Annotated in this window: 14 protein-coding genes and 3 tRNA genes; 7 read left to right on the top strand and 10 right to left on the bottom strand. The window is 61.5% G+C overall.

What is annotated here, in order from left to right; translation table 11 throughout:
• Positions 1-53: 53 nt before the first annotated feature.
• From A9G06_RS16885 to A9G06_RS16895, 3 genes are all read right to left on the bottom strand, one after another.
• Positions 54-130 (bottom strand) — tRNA-Met (locus tag A9G06_RS16885).
• An 87-nt stretch (positions 131-217) separates the two neighbouring features.
• Positions 218-294 (bottom strand) — tRNA-Met (locus A9G06_RS16890).
• A 94-nt stretch (positions 295-388) separates the two neighbouring features.
• Positions 389-465, bottom strand: a tRNA-Met gene (locus A9G06_RS16895).
• A 196-nt stretch (positions 466-661) separates the two neighbouring features.
• Between A9G06_RS16895 and glgX the strand changes: the two genes are divergently transcribed.
• Positions 662-2,725: a glycogen debranching protein GlgX gene (glgX, locus tag A9G06_RS16900; protein WP_069555947.1), complete on the top strand. Its 2,064-nt coding sequence runs from the start codon at positions 662-664 to the stop codon at positions 2,723-2,725.
• Positions 2,726-2,819: 94 nt separating this feature from the next.
• On the opposite strand, the gene A9G06_RS16905 is transcribed toward glgX, so the two are convergent.
• The 3 genes from A9G06_RS16905 to A9G06_RS16915 all read right to left on the bottom strand — a co-directional run bounded on the left by A9G06_RS16905 (position 2,820) and on the right by A9G06_RS16915 (position 6,516).
• Positions 2,820-3,539, bottom strand: coding sequence for a hypothetical protein (locus A9G06_RS16905; protein ID WP_069555948.1), 720 nt, complete (start codon positions 3,537-3,539; stop codon positions 2,820-2,822).
• A gap of 198 nt (positions 3,540-3,737) precedes the next feature.
• Positions 3,738-5,375, bottom strand: a complete 1,638-nt coding sequence (locus A9G06_RS16910; protein ID WP_069555949.1) for an ATP-dependent endonuclease — start codon at positions 5,373-5,375, stop codon at positions 3,738-3,740.
• 262 nt (positions 5,376-5,637) lie between these two features.
• The gene (locus tag A9G06_RS16915) at positions 5,638-6,516 is read right to left on the bottom strand and encodes a helix-turn-helix domain-containing protein (protein ID WP_069555950.1); all 879 of its coding nucleotides are present in this window, start codon (positions 6,514-6,516) and stop codon (positions 5,638-5,640) included.
• 173 nt (positions 6,517-6,689) lie between these two features.
• On the opposite strand from A9G06_RS16915, the gene A9G06_RS16920 reads away from it, so the two are divergent.
• Positions 6,690-7,607 (top strand): EamA family transporter, encoded by a 918-nt coding sequence (locus A9G06_RS16920; protein WP_069555951.1) that lies wholly within the window; start codon positions 6,690-6,692, stop codon positions 7,605-7,607.
• 66 nt (positions 7,608-7,673) lie between these two features.
• Positions 7,674-8,540: a LysR family transcriptional regulator gene (locus tag A9G06_RS16925; RefSeq protein ID WP_069555952.1), complete on the top strand. Its 867-nt coding sequence runs from the start codon at positions 7,674-7,676 to the stop codon at positions 8,538-8,540.
• A 76-nt stretch (positions 8,541-8,616) separates the two neighbouring features.
• Here the strand turns inward: A9G06_RS16925 and A9G06_RS16930 are convergent, their stop codons facing one another.
• The 4 genes from A9G06_RS16930 to A9G06_RS16945 all read right to left on the bottom strand — a co-directional run bounded on the left by A9G06_RS16930 (position 8,617) and on the right by A9G06_RS16945 (position 13,535).
• Positions 8,617-9,393 (bottom strand): TSUP family transporter, encoded by a 777-nt coding sequence (locus A9G06_RS16930; RefSeq protein WP_005333472.1) that lies wholly within the window; start codon positions 9,391-9,393, stop codon positions 8,617-8,619.
• 200 nt (positions 9,394-9,593) lie between these two features.
• Positions 9,594-10,349 (bottom strand): tRNA-uridine aminocarboxypropyltransferase, encoded by a 756-nt coding sequence (locus A9G06_RS16935; RefSeq protein ID WP_069555953.1) that lies wholly within the window; start codon positions 10,347-10,349, stop codon positions 9,594-9,596.
• Between the two features lie 174 nt (positions 10,350-10,523).
• A complete protein-coding gene (locus A9G06_RS16940; RefSeq protein WP_005333476.1) occupies positions 10,524-11,735 on the bottom strand; it encodes an ROK family transcriptional regulator in 1,212 nt (403 codons plus the stop codon).
• Positions 11,736-11,867: 132 nt separating this feature from the next.
• Positions 11,868-13,535, bottom strand: coding sequence for a methyl-accepting chemotaxis protein (locus A9G06_RS16945; protein ID WP_069555954.1), 1,668 nt, complete (start codon positions 13,533-13,535; stop codon positions 11,868-11,870).
• A 123-nt stretch (positions 13,536-13,658) separates the two neighbouring features.
• Between A9G06_RS16945 and A9G06_RS16950 the strand changes: the two genes are divergently transcribed.
• From A9G06_RS16950 to glpC, 4 genes are all read left to right on the top strand, one after another.
• Positions 13,659-14,114: a YchJ family protein gene (locus tag A9G06_RS16950; protein ID WP_074045197.1), complete on the top strand. Its 456-nt coding sequence runs from the start codon at positions 13,659-13,661 to the stop codon at positions 14,112-14,114.
• A 242-nt stretch (positions 14,115-14,356) separates the two neighbouring features.
• A complete protein-coding gene (glpA, locus tag A9G06_RS16955) occupies positions 14,357-16,030 on the top strand; it encodes an anaerobic glycerol-3-phosphate dehydrogenase subunit A (RefSeq protein WP_069555955.1) in 1,674 nt (557 codons plus the stop codon).
• A complete protein-coding gene (glpB, locus tag A9G06_RS16960; RefSeq protein ID WP_069555956.1) occupies positions 16,020-17,285 on the top strand; it encodes a glycerol-3-phosphate dehydrogenase subunit GlpB in 1,266 nt (421 codons plus the stop codon). The genes glpA and glpB overlap by 11 nt, the downstream gene beginning before the upstream one ends.
• 51 nt (positions 17,286-17,336) lie before the next feature.
• Positions 17,337-18,539, top strand: coding sequence for an anaerobic glycerol-3-phosphate dehydrogenase subunit GlpC (gene glpC / locus A9G06_RS16965; protein WP_069555957.1), 1,203 nt, complete (start codon positions 17,337-17,339; stop codon positions 18,537-18,539).
• Positions 18,540-18,542 lie beyond the last annotated feature (3 nt).

Raw genomic sequence — 18,542 nt, forward strand, 5'->3', positions numbered from 1 at the left:
GTGGCGTTTGTCTGCTTTCGACTGTTTACACAATCGCAGGCTGACGAAAGAGTTGGTTGCGGGGGCCGGATTTGAACCGACGACCTTCGGGTTATGAGCCCGACGAGCTACCGAGCTGCTCCACCCCGCGTCCGAATTGTCACCCTCAAGCCGAGCAGTAGCTTGGTGGTGTTTGTCTGCTTTCGACTGTTTACACAATCGCAAGCTGACGAAAAGTTGGTTGCGGGGGCCGGATTTGAACCGACGACCTTCGGGTTATGAGCCCGACGAGCTACCGAGCTGCTCCACCCCGCGTCCGAATTTTTCTCGAAGTGGCCGAGCAGTAGCCATTTCGATTTCTCCTTTCCTACCAACCGGTTATACCGGTTTGACTGGTCAGGATCTCAGATGGTTGCGGGGGCCAGATTTGAACTGACGACCTTCGGGTTATGAGCCCGACGAGCTACCGGGCTGCTCCACCCCGCGTCTGAGGTCGCCAATAATAGGCGCCAGCGCACAGATTGCAAGTAAATATCTCAAAAAAAGTTTATTCGTAGATTAATCGGACAAATAGTGCGGTCATTAGCAGCATCATGCTGTTTTTTCAGGCAATCGAGTCCTTGCCAGGCATCCGGCACTACACTCAATAAGGTGAACACTCCTCATTTTGGGTAGGTAGAATATGCGCATCTCCGCCGGTCACTGCCGTCAGTTGGGGGCCACACCCGACAGTAACGGCGTCAACTTCGCGATCTGGGCACGCCTCGCCAGCCGGGTCGAACTGCTGCTCTTCGCAAGCGCAGACGATGCGACCCCCGAGGTGATCCCCCTCTCCCCGCGCCTAAACCGCACCGCCTACTACTGGCATATCCATGTGGAGGGGATCTCGGTCGGGCAACGTTACGCCTATCGCATTCAGGGCCCGTGGCGCCCATATGGCGGCACCCGCTTCGATGCCGAGAAGGTGTTGCTCGACCCTTACGGCCGCAGCATTGAGCTTGGCGCCAATTACGATCGATGGGCGGCGGCCCGTCCAGGCAGCAATCTGGCTTGTTGCGCCAAGAACAAGGTGGTTGATACTCGCTACTACGACTGGGAAGGAGACAAACTGCCCGCTCACTCCCTCTCCCGCTCGGTGATCTACGAGCTGCATCTGGGGGGCTTTACCAAGTCCCCGAGCTCCGGGGTCGATCCGGCGCTGCGTGGCACCTATCTCGGGCTGATTGAGAAGATCCCCTATCTGCAATCTCTCGGCGTCACCGCCGTGGAGCTGCTGCCGGTGTTCCAGTTCGATCCTCAGGATGCGCCCAAAGGACTCTCCAACTACTGGGGTTACAGCCCCATGTCCTTTTTCGCTCCGCACGCCCAATACGCCTGCGGCGATGATCCATTGACCGAATTTCGCGACATGGTCAAGGCGCTGCACAAGGCCAATATCGAGGTGATCCTGGACGTGGTTTACAACCACACCGCCGAAGGGGGAGATGATGGCCCCACCTTCTCGTTTCGCGGCATCGACAACGAGGCCTACTACATCCTCGACAACAACCAGAAGGACACCAACTATTCGGGCTGCGGCAACACCTTCAACGGCGCCCATCCGGTGGTGCTGCGGATGATCATGGACAGCCTCCACTTCTGGCGTCAGGAGATGCACGTTGATGGCTTCCGCTTCGATCTGGCTGCCATTCTGTCGCGGGATGAATCGGGTCAGCCGCAGGCCAATGCGCCGACCCTGCGCACCATAGATACCGACCCCAACATCGCCGACATCAAGCTGATTGCCGAAGCCTGGGACGCGGGGGGACTCTATCAGGTGGGGTCACTGGCCGGCGCCCGCTGGCGTGAGTGGAACGGCCAGTTCCGGGATGATGTGCGCCGCTTTCTGCGCGGGGATGACAACAGCGTCACCGCCTTTGTCGAGCGGCTCTGCGGCAGTCCCGACATCTACCACTATCACCACGCTGATCCCGAGAAAAGCATCAACTTCGTTACCTGCCACGACGGTTTTACCCTGTGGGACTGGGCCAGTTACAACAGCAAGCACAACGAGGCCAACGGGGAGGAGAACCGTGACGGCTGCGATCACAACTTCAGCTGGAACCACGGCCATGAAGGGGTAACGGAAGATCCCCAGATCAACGCCCTGCGGATGCGCCAGGCCAAAAACATGATGGTGGCGACCCTGCTCTCGGTGGGCTCCCCCATGCTGCTGATGGGAGACGAGCTGCTGCGCACCCAGCGGGGCAACAACAACGGCTACTGTCAGGACAATGCCACCTGCTGGATGAACTGGCTGCCCAATGCCCGCAGTCAGGAGATGTTCCGCTTTATGAAGGAGCTGATCCAATACCGCAAACACCTGTTCCAGCGCCCGGAGCAGGAGAGCATGCCGCTGTCGCTCACCGAGATCCTGCGCCACAGCGAGATCTGCTGGCACGGAATCAACGCCGGGCAACCGGATTTCAGCCCCCACTCCCACGCCATCGCCATGTCGGCGCTGTCGAGCGAGACCAAGCTGGCGCTCTATGTGCTGTTCAACGCCTACTGGGAACCCCTCACCTTTAACCTGCCGAGCCCCCCCAAGGGGGTCGGCGGCTACTGGCGGCGGATCCTCGATACCGCCCTCCCCTCGCCGCAGGATATCTGCACCTTCGGCATGCCGCTGGAGGGGCTGACCCGGGAGTATCTCGCCCAGCCGCGCAGCAGTTGCCTCTTTATCTGCGGGGCCGACGACTTCTATTGATCGATTGCTGTGAATTGATAGCAGCGATACCTGCAAGCCAGATATGTAAAAGCCCCGAGTGTTGGCTCGGGGCTTTCTCTTTTCAGCACCAGTGTCAGATCAGCTGGTGCAACACGCTGGTAGCGGCGATCTGGGCGATCAGCAGGCCACACAGGGAGGTGGAGACCACCACTGGCGCGGTATCACGCTGCAAGTAGAGCGGGCTGAACCAGAGCAGCAGAGAGGCCACCAGCAGCGCTGCCTGGGTCACCACCGCCGGGATCAGGGCATCGAGATTGGCCTCACCCCCTTGCCAGCCCACCAGCACTGCCAGCCAGACAAGGCTGGCCATCGCCCCCACCAGACCGGCCAGCGGCAACAGGGTGTTGAATGCCTTGAGACGATGGCGGGCCCGCAGCAGCATCAGGTGGGCAAAGGCCGCCCCCAGCATCGCCATCTGCAGCAGACCGCTCACCCAGCCCTGCAGTTGCAGCAGCCCGAAACCATAGACAGCGAGCGGCAACGCCGGTAGCCAGAGCAGTGTCGAGGGGACTGAACGCTTGCCCTCCAGCCGTGACTGGGCCAGCGACAAACCGACCCCGAGCACCAGTGCTACACCACCACTCCAGATAAGCCAGCTGGCCGCCTTGGCCTCCACCGCCAGCATCAGAGAGAGTGCGGTAATGACCCAGATGGAGAAGAGCTGCTGACTGATGCGCGAGCGCTGGCCGGGGCAGATATCACCGCGCCACAGCACGATACCGAGGGCGATCAGGGCGCCAAGCGCCATCAATCCGGTGAGGGGAAAGAGCCAAAAAGGGAGTTGGACGAACACGACGCCTCCAGCAGTAAAGATTCGAGGTGCGCCACCGAGGCGCCAGAGAGGGGCGAGTATACCCAAACCGGCGGATATCCCCAATCGCGACAAACAATCGTGGGCAAACAATCCGGGGCAATTTGCCGCCAGCAAGGCTCACCTTGAAGTGCACCCTGCTGGCAGCCATGCTCATAGTGACGAGATGCAGCGCTGGCGTTAGCCCTGACCACGGGCCAGCGCCACCACCCGGGCAAACATCTGGCGGATCACCGGCGGAATATGCTCGGCGCCGAGCCGCTCCGCCTCTTCCACCACCGCCAGCGCCATTCCCGGCTTGCTGCGGTGATGAATAGCCTTATTGATAATGTGACTGGCGCTCCACATGGCGCGCCCGCCCACCCCGGCCTCGCGGCGAAACACAGCTTCAAAACCGTTGTGATAGAGGTAGTGCTCGATGTCGGCGGCAGGGAGCTGGGTCAGTCGGTCCCGCTCCCGCTCTCCCTTGAGCTGGCCCCGGGCCGAGGTGGCATACTTGAGCCCCGCCTCGTCGCCATCGGTCAGCAGGTGCCACTCGATGCCAAAATCTCGCGCCACCTTGATGAGCGGCGACTGGCCGCACTGGGCAAACTCGATGATCCGCACCCCTTCGGCCCGCAGACTGTAACCGCAGATCTGCGCAAGCTCGGAGAGCAGCCAGATCTCGGTCTCCCCCTCCACCAGCAGCCAGCAACGGGCAAACAGCGACATGGGGCGGTTGATCCGCACGTGGAAGGCGATCTTGCGCAGATCGTCGCTGCTGTAACGCTCGCCCCCCAGCTGGTGACAGAGGATATCCTGCTGACGGCGCACCAGCCGCCGCACCTGATTGAGCGGCAGGGAAGAGAGCAAGTCCCCCGAGTTGGTGGTGAGCAGCTTCTGACCCGGCAGTTGTTCCAGCAGCCCCCACGCCAGCGCCAGCATGGTCGGGTGCAGCCGGCTCTCAGGATCCTCCAGGATCATGATGGGACGGGCCCCCTCCTCCAGCTCCCGGTTGCCCCGCGCTTGCAGCAGGGTAGCCGCCATCCCCGCCATCGCCAGCTGCAGCGCGCGGTTATCGGCGCGGCGCAGCAGGGTATGCAGGTTGCCCGGATTGCGCAATGTCATGGGGCGATTGATGATGTCACGCTGACTGCGCGGCTTGTTCTTGATGGGGGCCAGGGCGTTGAAGTAGTGATCCATCAGCTGGCGCACCGCCTGCAGCGCCTCTTTGAGCTCCGGCTCGCCGATCCGCTGGGGTTCGTCGATCAGCTTGTCCGCCAGCTCGCTCAAGCGATGTTCGGAGAGATCTCCCCACTGCAATGTCTCCACCCCGTTGCGAGCGGTACGGGCGTCCCGCAGCCGGAACACAGGGTTCATGGTGATGAGCAGGCAGACCAGCTCGTGGGTATTGGCGATGGGCAAGCTCTTGCCTACCCCGTCGAGAAAGTCGTGAATGGTGAGCACAGAGCCATCCGCCTGCAGCTCGGCGCTGGCGCGATAGTGAATGCGGTGGAATTTGTCCTTGTGCAGCACCCAGGAGGGGCAAAGACGGGCCAGCCGACGGGAGTGCTGACACATCTGGGGTCTGTGCTCACTGAAGGTGAGCACCAGTTGCAGGTGGCGCGCTGGGGCCAATTCGGGATCTTCCGGTTGGTGAAAATCCTCGGCGGTGAACTGATAGGGCTCGGCATCCTGCCCCAGCAGACACCAGAGGGCGCGCAGCAGGCTTGATTTGCCCCAGGTATTTTCACCAATCAGCACCGTTGTCTGATCGAGCCCGAGCGACAGGCGATTTATACCGCGAAAACCTTTGACTTCAATACGTTCCAGAAACATCCAGCCATGTCCACATCATTGTGATGGGGCAATAGTGGCAAAGTTACCGGAAAAATCCTATCGCAGGCGGGGCTTTTTCAACGTGAACTGTGAGGCACTGCAGGTTCGGGAGGGGTCACAACAGCGGTGCGATCTTGCGGGGCATTCCAGTGGCTGAACCAGAGATGACGGGTACGGATTTGACGTTTGCGATAATTCAATGGGCATTCCTTTCAATGGATAAGTGGTAGAGAGTACACATCTTTTGCCCAAAGTCTCAGGGTTATCTGTGACGGGAAGATGACAATTGCGCCCGCCACTGCCCCGGCGTCAAACCAAACGCCTCGCGAAAACGATTGCCGAAATGGGCCTGGGAAGAGAAGCCACACTGACTGGCGATGCTGGCCAGCGGCTCGGGGCCAGCCAACAGCTGCTTGGCCCGTTTGAGCCGCAGCCCAAGCAGATAACGATGGGGCGGGCAGCCGAGACTCTGGCCGAACATGCGGGCAAAGTGATACTCGCTCAGCCCCGCCTGCTGGGCCAGCTCTGCCAGCGTGACCGAATCGGCCAGATGGGCCTGCAGATACTCCTGCACCCGCTTGATCACCACGGGCGCCAGCCCGCCGCGCAGAGGCGGCAGACCGGGAGCCTCCTCGGTGTGGTGGCGGTAGGCGTGGAGGATCAACATCCAGGCGCCGTGTGAAAGCGCCAGCCGATCGACCCCGTGCTGCCACTGCAGTTGCATCAGCTGGCGCTGCACCAGCTCGGCCGCCTGCGGATCGTCGATAAAGGTCTTGTCCACCAGTTGCAGGTGGCGCCCCTCCTTGTCACACACCTCCTCGGCGATACGGGTGAGATGAGCCGGGGTGAAGTAGAGATGAAAGAAGCGAAACTCTTCGCGCACCAGCCACTCGGATCTGTGGTGATCCGGCATGATGCACACCTTGCCGGTGCCGCCGTGGCCACCCGGCCCATCGAGTCGCTCGGTCTGCTCGCCTCCTTGCAGATAGACGCTCAGGGTGTGGTGGCCCGGCTTGTGATAGCGGGTCTGATCGTAGCAGTTGCGCCAGCTGGCGACGCCAAGCCCCGGCTCCAGCCAGCAGGAGTCCTCCAGCCGGGCGCCGGTGCTGACCAGTGCGTCGAATACCCCTGCTGTTTTCATTCGCCCCTGCCACCTGTTCCGGTTATGTGTACGGGTTATCCCGCTGCCATCCATCTTACCGACCGCGCCCGCAGATGACAGCGCAGGGCGATGAAAAACCGCAAGATGGTGCAATCCAGCCATCAGGGCTCGCCCCATAGTGGGTCATCTCTCCCTGACTCACCGGAACTGTGATGAATCTGATGCTCTATCTTGCCACCGTGCTTATCTGGGGCAGCACCTGGATTGCCATCGCCTGGCAACTTGGCCCCATCCCCATCGAGGTGTCGGTGCTCTACCGCTTCCTGCTGGCAGCAGTTGCGCTGTTTGCCCTGCTCGCCGCCAGCGGCCGCTTTCCACGCCTCCCCTGGCACGGCCAGCGTTACGCAGCACTGCTCGGTGCCCTGCTCTTTTCCACCAACTTTCTCTGCTTCTACCACGCCACCCGTTATATCCCGAGCGGCATGTCGGCAGTGATCTTCGCCAGTGCCAGCATCTTCAACGGCATCAACCTCTGGCTGTTCGAGCGCAAGCGCCCCACCCTGCGCTGGTTGCAAGGCTCCTTGCTGGGGCTCTTTGGCACCCTGCTGCTGTTCTGGCCGGTGCTGGCGGATGCGCAACTGGGTGCAAACGGCTGGAAGGGGTTGCTGCTCGCCTGCGGCGGCACCCTCTGCTTTTCGCTCGGCAATCTGGTCTCGGCCCGGGGCCAACGCCACGGCTACCACGTACTGCAACTGGTGCCCTGGGGCATGGTTTACGGCGTGGTGCTGTTGCTGGGCTGGGTCATATTGCTCGGGCAGCAACTGGTGGTGCCGACCGATGGCCACTATCTGGCGGCCATGGTCTACCTCGCCCTTTTTGGCTCGGTGATCGCCTTTAACGCCTACCTGACGCTGGTGGGGCGCATCGGTGCCAGCAAGGCCTCCTACGCCACCGTGCTCTTTCCGTTGGTGGCGCTTACCCTCTCCACCTTTTATGAAGGCTTTGTCTGGCAGCCAGTCTCGGTGGCCGGAGTGGTGATCAGCCTGATCGGCAATCTGGTGATCTTCGCGCCGCCCTTAAGTGAATGGCGCATTCGACCGGCCAAGGCAGCAAACGACCCTTGCTCCTGAACCAGTCAGCCCCTAAGGTAGCGCTCAATCTGTGACGATCCTGATGGCGATAAACAAGGGGGCGAGATGTTACTGGAAGGGCTGGAGACGCTGAGCCTGCTGGCAAGTGAAAGAACGATGGCCAAGGTGGCCAGTCGCCTCTATATCAGCCAGTCGGCGGTAAGCAAGCGGATTGCCCAGCTGGAGCTGCGCCTTGGCAAGAAGCTGATCGAGCCGGAGGGGCGCCAGATCCGGCTCACCCCGCAGGCGCAGGAGCTGCTGGAGCGAGTGGCCCCGAGTCTGGCAGAGATGAAGGGGGTGCTTGCCGATAGTCAGGATCTGGCGGATCAGAGTCCCCTCCCCATCGCTTGCTCCGAAACCCTGCTGGCGGGTTATCTCGCCCACTTTGTGCGCGACTATCTGGAGCGCGATCCCCACCTTGCCCTCTCTACCCACCACACCCCGGTCATTCTGGCGCGGGTGCGCAGCGGTGATGCCCTGCTCGGCATCTGCGCCGGTCGGCTCCCTCCCGGCCATGGCCTCGGCGCCGATCTGCTACTGGAAGAGCCCTTCTATCTGGTTGGCGAGGCGCAGCAGATCCTGCCGCCAGCCAGCGCAGAAAGCAGGCGCAAGATCCTCACCATGGATCTGGAGAACCCCTCCAACCGCTACCTGCGCGAACCGCTGGCTGATTTGGGGCTGGAGCCCGCCATGGAGCTCGACTCCTATCTTGCGCTCATCGAACTGGCCAAGGCAGGCATTGGCCCTGTGCTGCTCCCCGCTGGCCTGCTGGGGCTGGTGGGAGAACAGGGGGAGATGGCCCGCCCACTGCCCGGGCTAGGCCGCCCCCTGCATCTGGTCTACCGGCCAAACAGCCTCAAGCGAGAGCGGATCGCCAGGCTGGTGAGCGCCCTGCAACAACACTTTCGCCACCGCAGCGACACGCCGCGCTAGCCATGTAAAACACCAGATATGACAACGGGACCCTTGGGCCCCGTAAACATCCGATTTGTCGCACACTCGCCGCGGCTCAGATCCAGGCAAACAGCTCGGGATACTGGCTCCAGACCAGCTTGGCAGACATCAGCAAGGAGACGGTCACCAACAGCGGCTTGATAAGCTTCACCCCTTTTTTCAGCACCATCTTGGAGCCAAAGCGGGCGCCGATAAACTGCCCCAGCGCCATGCAAAAACCGACACTCCACACCACCTTGCCACCAAGAGCAAAGAACAGCAGGGAGGCAATATTCGAGGTGAAGTTGAGCAGCTTGGTATGGGCGGTGGCGCGCGCCATGCCAAAACCCGCCAGCGCCACGAAACCGATGGCAAAAAACGAACCTGTGCCCGGCCCGAAAAACCCGTCATAAAAACCGACACCGCCCCCCACCAGCAGCGCAAACAGCATGGGAGTCAGACGGCGGGAACTCTCGGCATCGCTTACCCGCGGCGAGAAGTAGAAGTAGCAGGCAAAGGCCATCAGCAGGAAAGGGAGCAGGCGCTCGAGAATGGCAGCGTCTATGGTCTGCACCGCCAGCGTGCCGATAGCCGCACCGATAAAGGTGCAGATCACCGCAGGCCAGATCATGGCCCACTCCAGCAACCCCTTGCGAGCATAGAACCAGGTGGCGGAGAAGGAGCCGAAACTGCTCTGCAGCTTGTTGGTGCCGAGCACCAGCGCAGGCGGCATGCCGGTGGCGAGCAACGCTGGCACCGTCAGCAAGCCGCCGCCACCGGCGATGGCATCGATAAAACCGGCGACAAGCGCCACACCGAACAGGGCAAACAGGGTAACCAGTTCCAATTCCATCCATAGACCTCACGAGAGTGGGTTGCCCGAAGGGGTTGGGCAACCGGAGATAACGAAAACGACGTTGTGCAGGGGCTGCACAGGCTGTCCGCTATCCTAGCGGGCCACTGACCATGAATCTAACGAAACAGTGGCAGCCAATTGATTCCTGATTTTCATTGATGTGAGTTGCCACGCCCCGGCCCCCTCAGAGGGCCCCGTTAGCAAGCCGGTGAAGCGACGTTCGCTTCCTTGATGGCCGCCAGCGCCTCACAGAGATGATCCTCATCGGCACTGGGGAAACGGCTGACCCGACCGGCCATGTAGCGGCTGCTGAACAAGTTGAACCAGTGCTGCAGTGCCTGCCCCGCCTTGAGCTCTCCCGCCACTTCCAGCACGCAGGCCGCCACTTCGGCGGTGCAGAGGTGCTCATCGCAGTTGGCGACCCGCATACCGTAGGTGGAGAGCGTATCGGGTTTGATGGCGAGCACCGGATAACCGTCCAGATAGGGGCTCTTGTTGAACATCTTGCGCGCCTCTGGCCAAGTGCCATCAAGCAGGATAAAGAGCGGTTTTTTACCCGGTGCCAGCGTCACCTCGCCGGTCAGGCGGGCAGGCGCCTTCTCGCAAGCGGGAAAGACTACATAGGGCTGCCAGGCGGGATCGGCCAGCAGGGCCAGCAGCTCGGGATGGGGTTGGGTGCGCGACCAGAGAAACGCCCAGGTGGTATCCGGCAACACATCGGCGATCAGGCGACCGGTGTTGGAGGGCTTCATCGGCTCGCTGTCATACATCAGCAGGCAAAAACCGGCCTCAGCTTTGAGCTCGGGGCGCCACTCGCAGGCACACCAGTCCTCGCGCAGCTGACAGGCCGGACAGCGAGCCAGGGTGCCGCCACGGGCAAGAAACGGTCGGGTAGAGATACTCTTGCGCCAGGCCCGCAGGCGGTTGACGGCGTGATCAGGAACAGGCTTCATCTAGGTTCACAACTGGAGTCAAAACAGGAACGGCAGCGGTGCCAACATGTCACGCCGCCATAGGGCGCGATAACAGGGGGGCTGCCGGAAAAGGGCAAGATTGTACCCAGTTACGCGCTGGCGGAACAGCAATCCCTGCCCCTTTCGCCAGACGCAGTGCCAACCTCTCTTGTCTTACGACTCCTGACAGCTGCGCAGCAGCTCCAGCAACAGGCTGCCATCGCGCAGTGCCTTGTGCACCTGCACCGAGGTGGGCTTGGTGGGATCTTCGTAGAAGTGGGTGGATTCAATCTGCAGCCGCACCAGATATTCGGCGGGCAACTGGCTGGCCAGCGACTGGTGCAGCATGGGGAACAGCAGCCGATCGGCACGGGTGATTTCCCCCCCCAGCAGCAGCTTGCCCGGATTGAGCAGGCAGATGAGATTGGAGAGCACCTTGGAGAGACGACCCGCCGCCTGATGGAGAATATCCTGACAGAGGCTGTTGCCCGCCAGCGCCAGCTCGCACAGCTCGCGGATGGTGACGCTCTCGGGCAAGTCGTGCTCCTGCATCCGCTCGCGCAGATCCCGGTATTGCGCCTCCAGCGCCTGATTGGTCACCAGGGTGCAGGCACAGCCAAAGCCGCCGCAGTAGCAGCGCTGGCCATAGGGTTCGAGCTGCAGGTGGCTGAGATCCCCGAGCAGCGCATTCTCGCTCTCGATGAGCTGACCATTGACCACCATGCCGACCCCAATGTCGTTGTGGACAAACACCAGCACCGCATCGGCGCAATTTTTGGCGGCTCCCCACTCCCGCTCGGCCTGGATCCAGGTGCGCACGTCACCGCTCACCAGCACAGGTACCGAGAACGCCTGTTGCAGAGTCGGGCCAAGGGGCCAGTTGCGCAGATCGTAGAAGGGAAAGTGCTTGACCATGCCGGAGTGGCGCTCCACCTGACCCGGCAGGCAGAGGGCGATGCAGGCCAGACTGAGGGACTTTCTCGGCAAAAACACCTTGATGGCATGCACCAGACTGCCCAGCAGATCGGCGCGCTCCTCCTCGGTAAAGAGGTGGCGCTGGCGGGCCAGCGAACGGCCGGAAAAGTCAAACAGCGCCATATCCACGTAGCCACGGCCAAGACGCATGGAGAGAAACTGGAAGCGGCGCTCGTTGATGCGCAGCAAGGTCTGACGACGGCCGCGCCCCACTGAACTTTCACCACAGGTGACCACCAGACCCCCATCGAGCAGTTCCCTGGTGATCTTGGTGATACTGGCAGGCGAGAGGCCGGTCAGGCGGGAGAGATCGGTGCGCGACAGCTCCTTGTGCTCTTCCAGGCTGGCATAGACCAGGCCGTAGTTGAGCTGCCGGATCAAATCGATACTACCTTTCACGATCTCATTCATAGGGTATGGGGCAAAGGCTGAAAAAAAGAGGCTGGCAATTTTCACACATTATTGGTCAATCCCCAAATAAAGTGCGGCCTGAACCGGGGGTCAGGCCGCATCTTGTGGTGGCCGTCACGGACCATTACAAGATCAATAACGGAATTGCGATACCAGTTTGCGCAATTTGTCGCCGGTACTGGCCAGATCGCGGGTGGTGCTGTTGGATTCCACCGCCGCGCTGGTCAGCTCGCTGACAATCTGCTGAATGGCCACCAGGTTCTTGTTGATCTCCTCCGATACCGCGTGCTGCTCCTCGGCGGCGGTGGCGATCTGGATGTTCATGTCGTTGATGGTACTGACCGCCATCACCATGCTGTCGAGGGAGCTGGCGATATGGCTCGCCTCTTGCACCGTCTCCTGGCTGCGATCCTCGCTCGCCTGCATCACCTCCACCGCCTGCTTCACCCCGCCCTGCAGACGTTGCAGCATCTCGTTGATCTCCTTGGTGCTCTGTTGGGTACGACCGGCCAGCGAACGCACTTCGTCCGCTACCACCGCAAAGCCCCGTCCCTGCTCACCGGCACGGGCCGCCTCAATGGCAGCGTTCAGCGCCAGCAGGTTGGTCTGCTCGGCAATGCCGCGAATAACCTCCACCACCGAGCCAATCTTGGCGGTCTCTTGCGCCAATTGCTCGATAACGCCGGAGGCGGTATGCACCTCCCCCACCAGCCGGTTGATACTGTTGATGGCCCCGCTCACCACGCCCCGGGCGGCGTCCGACTCACGGGCCGCATCGCTGGTTGCTGTCGCGGCATTGGAGGCACTGGCAGCCACCTCCTGCGCGGTGGAGCTCATTTCGGTCACAGCTGTGACCACCTGATCGGTCTCGCGACTGTGACCCTGCATCTGATGGTCATAGTGCTCGCTCAGATGGTGCAGCTTGTCGACCGCGCTAAAGAGGTGGTTGCTGGTCTCGCCCACCTGACTCACCACCGACTGGATCCGCTCGACAAAGCGGTTGAAAGCGCTGGCCAACTGGCCAATCTCGTCCTGACTCTGCACCTTGAGACGCTGGGTCAGATCCCCGTCACCGTTGGCAATATCGTTCAATGCCAGCACCGCATCTGCCAGCGGCTTGGTAACCCGGTTGCCCACAATGACGGTCGCCGCCAGAGTGATACCGAGGATCAACAGGATCACCAGCACACTGCTCTGCAGCGACTCGTGCATGTTGCTCTCGCGCTCTGCTCGCAAGGCCGCCAGCTCGTTGTCGATATCATCGATATAAAAACCGGTGCCAATGGCCCACTGGTATTTGTCCAGCACCAGAGTAAAGGCCAGCTTGGGAGCATCGCGCCCGATGGAGGGCTTGGCCGTCCAGTATTCGGTAAAACCATCCCCCTGACGGGCCGACTTGAGGATCTCCTGGATCAGCAACTTGCCCTTGGCATCCTTGTCGTTCCAGCGGTTTTTCCCCTCCAGCTCGGTACGCACCGGCAGCAGTATGGTGTTGCCCTCGAAGTCATAGACAAAAAAGTAGCCGTCACTGCTGTAACGCAGCGGCCTGAGCAACTCTTTGACCTTTTGACGATTTTCCGGAGAATCAGGCAGCGCATAAACGGCATCGACGGCGGTTTTGGCCATCATGATGTAACTGCTGAGCAGCGCTTTACGCTCCTTGATGGCATTTTCCCTCGCCACCACCAGATCAGACTCCAGATCGCGCTTGGAGACCATGTAGTTACTGAGATTGACCACCAGGGCCATCAACAGTACGGGGACTGCGCCCAGTAACAGGATTTTCTGCTTTAGCGTCATCTTTCACATCCTTGCAGCTGTTTTTATTGGAATTCCTTGCTTACTCATCAGTATAGGTGCTGGCAGGGCGAGCCCAGCTTTCGTTACAATTCCCTTAAACAAATCGGCCAGAACGTGAAAATCATGAATCTTTGTCCTTGCGGCTCAACCCTTTCTCTCGAATTGTGCTGTGGCTCACGTCACAGTGGCGCTGTGGCTGACACCCCGGAACAGCTGATGCGCTCTCGCTACAGCGCTTTTGTGCTCGGTCTGGGGGAGTATCTGGTCCATAGCTGGCACCCGGCCCACCTTGGCGGTCTCACCGCCGAAGAGCTTTCACGCATCGACACCCGCTGGGATGGTCTCGAGATCATCGCCAGCCAGGGCGGTCCGGAGGATGAAACCGGGATGGTGGAGTTTAAAGCCTGGTTTCTGGAGGGGGATGAGCGTCACTGCCTCCATGAGCGTTCCCGCTTCGTGCGTTATCAGGGCCGCTGGGTCTACACCGAGGGAGAGCAGGATCCGGCCCCCCTCAAAACCGGCCGCAACGATCCCTGCCCCTGTGGCAGTGGCAAAAAGCACAAGAAGTGCTGCGGCTGACGCATCACACCCCCACCAGACTCGTCAAACAGTGACAAGGGGCATCCGATGCCCCTTTTTTGTGCCTGTTATTCGCCACCAGCCCACAAACCGATGCGATAACAAGCGTGACAAATGTCACATAATGCTCATTAACGCGCGAGCAAATGAGCGTTTGCGAGCGCAAATTTGGCCCATATCAAACATTTCCACTCAGAAGTAGGCCACACTGGCCTCATCTGGAAGAGATGAGACGGGCAACAATGAAAAGAATAACTACACAAGTCGTCATCATAGGCGGCGGTGCCACAGGGGCCGGCATCATGCGCGATTGCGCACTGCGCGGCATCGACTGCATCCTGCTCGAGCGCGATGATATCGCCGCCGGCACCACCGGCCGCAACCACGGCCTGCTCCACTCCGGTGCCCGCTACGCGGTGACGGATCAGGAGTCCGCCCGCGAATGCATCCAGGAAAACCGCATCCTCAAGCGGATTGCCAGCCACTGTGTCGAGGACACGGGCGGCCTCTTCCTCACCCTGCCGGAAGATGACATCAATTTCCAAACCACCTTTATGGATGCCTGCGCCCTGGCCGGTATCGAAACTCGCCAACTTGATCCCGGTGAAGCCCTGCGCATGGAGCCCAACGCCAACCCGGCGATGATCGGCGCCATCCATGTGCCGGATGGCACGGTCGATCCGTTCCGCCTCGCCGCCGCCAACGTGCTGGACGCGAAAGAGCACGGCGCCCGCATTTTCACCCACTGCAAGGTGCTGGGGCTGCTGCGCACGCAAGATCGGGTACACGGGGTCAAGGCCATCAACACCCGCACCGGCGAAGCGTTCGAGGTGGAGTGTCAGGAGGTGATCAACGCCGCCGGCATCTGGGGCCAGCAAATTTGCGAGTACGCCGATCTCGGCATCCGCATGTTCCCGGCCAAGGGCTCCCTGCTCATCATGGATTACCGCATCAACCAGCTGGTGCTCAACCGCGCCCGCAAACCGGCGGATGCGGACATTCTGGTGCCGGGCGATACCATCTCCCTCATCGGCACTACGTCGAGTCGCATCGATTACAACAAGATTGACCAGCTCACCGTCGAACCCGAAGAGGTCGAAGTGTTGCTGCGCGAGGGGATCAAGCTCGCTCCCATCATGGCCCGCACCCGCCTGCTGCGCGCCTACGCCGGGGTGCGCCCGCTGGTAGCGGTGGACGGTGACGACACCGGCCGCAACATCAGCCGCGGTATCGTGCTGCTGGATCACGCCGAGCGTGACGGCCTCAAGGGCTTCAACACCATCACCGGCGGCAAGCTGATGACCTACCGCCTGATGGCGGAGTGGGCCACCGATCTGCTGGCCAAGAAACTCGGCAACAGCAAGCCCTGCCAGACCGCTGAACTGAGCCTGCCCGGCTCACGGGATCCGGAAAAGGTCTCCGCCCCCGGTCTCTCGGTGCCGGTCGAAGGCTCAGCCCAATACCGCCACGGCGAGCGGGTCATCGCCTTCTTCCGTGACAATCCCAAGGCCAACGCCCTGATCTGCGAGTGCGAAATGGTCACCGCGGGTGAAATCGAATACGCCCTGCGCGAGCTGGATGTGGACAACCTCATCGATCTGCGCCGCCGCACCCGTCTGGGGATGGGGCCCTGTCAGGGCGAGCTGTGTGCCTACCGCGCCGCCGGCCTGATGCAGGAGTATGGCAAGGCTGACGGTCGTCAGGCCTGCGTCATGTTGCGCCAGTTCCTCGAGGAGCGTTACAAGGGGACCCGCCCCGTCCTGTGGGGTGATGCCCTGCGCGAGGCCGAGTTCACCTACTGGATCTACGAAGGGCTGTTTGGCCTGGGGGAATGGACGGCGCCACAGCTGGTCGCCGATACCCCACGCGACCCAACCAGCGAGACCACTCACAAGGAGAGCCGTCATGAAGTTTGACAATATCGTTATCGGCGGTGGCATGGCGGGACTCTCGGCTGCCCTGCGGCTGGTGGAGGCAGGCCAGAAGACCCTGCTGATGGCCTCAGGCCAGAGCGCGCTGCACTTCTCCTCCGGCTCGGTCGACCTGCTAGAGAGCGAGGGGGATCCCCGCGCCGCCCTGCCCGCCTTTATGGCGGCCCATCCGGATCACCCCTACAGCAAAGTCGGAATGCAGAATATCGAGGCGAGTCTGGCCGATCTGCAGCGCCACTGCGCCGCGCAGGGGCTGCCGCTGATGCGCAACGAAACCAATCACCAGCGCCTGACCCCCATCGGTACCCTCAAGCGCACCTGGCTCTCCCCCGATACTTGTGCCTGCGTGACCGATGCGCCGATCCCGGACGTACTGCTGCTGGCCACCCTCGAGGGCTTTCGCGACTTTCATCCGGCACTGGCGGCCGCCAATCTGGCGACCCATCCGCGCTTTTCCCACTGCCGTATTCTGACCGGCGAAATCCGTCTGCCCCAACTGGCCGAATTCAGCCACAACCCCCACGAGTTTCGCTCAGCCGATATCGCGCGCCTGTGTGACAAGCATCATCTGGTGGCCGATCTGGCCCGCGAGATCAGCCGCATGGTGCAGGAGAGCGGCGTGCCCGACTGCCGCCATATCGTGCTACCCGCCTGCCTGTCGCTGGGGCTGGTTGGCCCGCGTCTGGCGGAGCTGGAGCAACGTACCGGCTGCACCATCAAGGAGGTGGCGACCATGCCGCCATCGCTGATCGGGATGCGGATGCAGGAGGCGCTCAAGCGCCGCTTCATGGCCCTTGGCGGCACCTTCCTCACCAGCGAGCGGGTGCTGGGCGCCCGTTACGAGGGCGATCGGGTGGTCGGCGTACACACCCAGAATGGCGATGACCAGCTGTTTGAAGCCGACAACTTCGTGCTCGCCTCCGGCAGCTTCTTCAGCCGCGGGCTGGAGTCCCGTCTGCGCGGCATTCGCGAACCCATCTTCGATGCCGATGTGCTGAGTCTGGAGGAGCGCGACGCCTGGGCCGGTCGCCGCCTGTTCGACCACCACCCCTTTATGGGCTTCGGGGTCAAGACCGACGACAAGCTCAGAGTGCTGCGCGGTGGCAAGCCGCTCGCCAACCTCTACGGCGCAGGCAGCGTGCTGGCGCACTATGACCCCATTAAAGAAGGTTCCGGCTCCGGCGTGGCAGTTGCCACCGGCTGGCAAGCCGCTGGCCATATTCTGGGCGCCGCCCAATGATTACTTCGTCCCATATCCCGTGCCTTCACACCCTACGGGAGGAGAACTGACATGCTACTGGATCATGCCAACCAAACTTTCGATCAGTGCATCAAATGCACCGTCTGTACCGCCTACTGTCCGGTGGCCAAGGCCAACCCCGCCTACCCCGGCCCCAAACAGGCGGGCCCGGATGGGGAGCGGCTGCGGATCAAGAGCCCGGAGCTGTTTGACAGCGCCCTCAAGCACTGCACCAACTGCAAGCGCTGCGAAGTAGCCTGCCCGAGCGGGGTGCGCATCGGCGACATCATCGCCAAGGCCAAGCACCAGTATAGCGGCTTCAAACCGGGGATCCGCGAGTTCGTGCTCTCACACACCGATCTGATGGGCAGCATGTCTACCCTGATGGCGCCGGTGGTCAACTTCACCACCGGCCTCAAACCGATGAAGCTGGTGCTGGACAAGGCGCTGGGGGTCTCCTCCCACCGCGACCTGCCCAAATACTCCCAGGGTACCTTCCGCGGCTGGTACAAGAAGCAGAAAGAGACTCAGGCCCGTTATGAGCGCCAGATAGCCTATTTCCACGGCTGCTACGTCAACTACAACCACCCGCAACTCGGCAAGGAGCTGGTGCAGGTGCTCAACGCCATGAATATCGGCGTGCAGCTGCTGGAGCGGGAGAAGTGCTGCGGTGTGCCGCTGATTGCCAACGGCTTCATGGACAAGGCCAAGCAGCAGGCGGCCTTCAACATCAAGCAGATGGAGAACTCCCTGCTCGGCAACGAGATGCCGCTCTTGGCCACCTCTTCCACCTGCGGCTTTACCCTGCGCGATGAATACCCCCACCTGCTGGAGCAGGACAACCACAAGGTGCGGGATCGCATCTCGCTGGTGACCCGCTTCCTGTGGAACGAGTTCTACAAGGGCAACCAACCGGCGATGAAACCGCTCAATCTGCACATCGCCTACCACACCCCCTGCCACATGGAGAAGATGGGGGGCGTCATCTACACCCTCGAATTGCTGCGCGCCATTCCCGGGGTCAAGGTGACGGTATTGGAGTCCCAGTGCTGCGGGATCGCTGGCACCTACGGCTTCAAGTCGGAGAACTACCAGACCAGCCAGACCATCGGCGAGGGGCTATTTGATCAAATCAACCGCCTCTCCCCCGATCTGGTGATCACCGATTGCGAAACCTGCAAATGGCAGATCGAGATGAGCACGGCGTTTCGCTGCGAACATCCCATCCACCTGCTGGCCCAGGCGCTGGCCTGAATC

Source organism: Aeromonas sp. DNP9 (assembly GCF_001728955.1).
GTDB lineage: Bacteria > Pseudomonadota > Gammaproteobacteria > Enterobacterales > Aeromonadaceae > Aeromonas > Aeromonas veronii.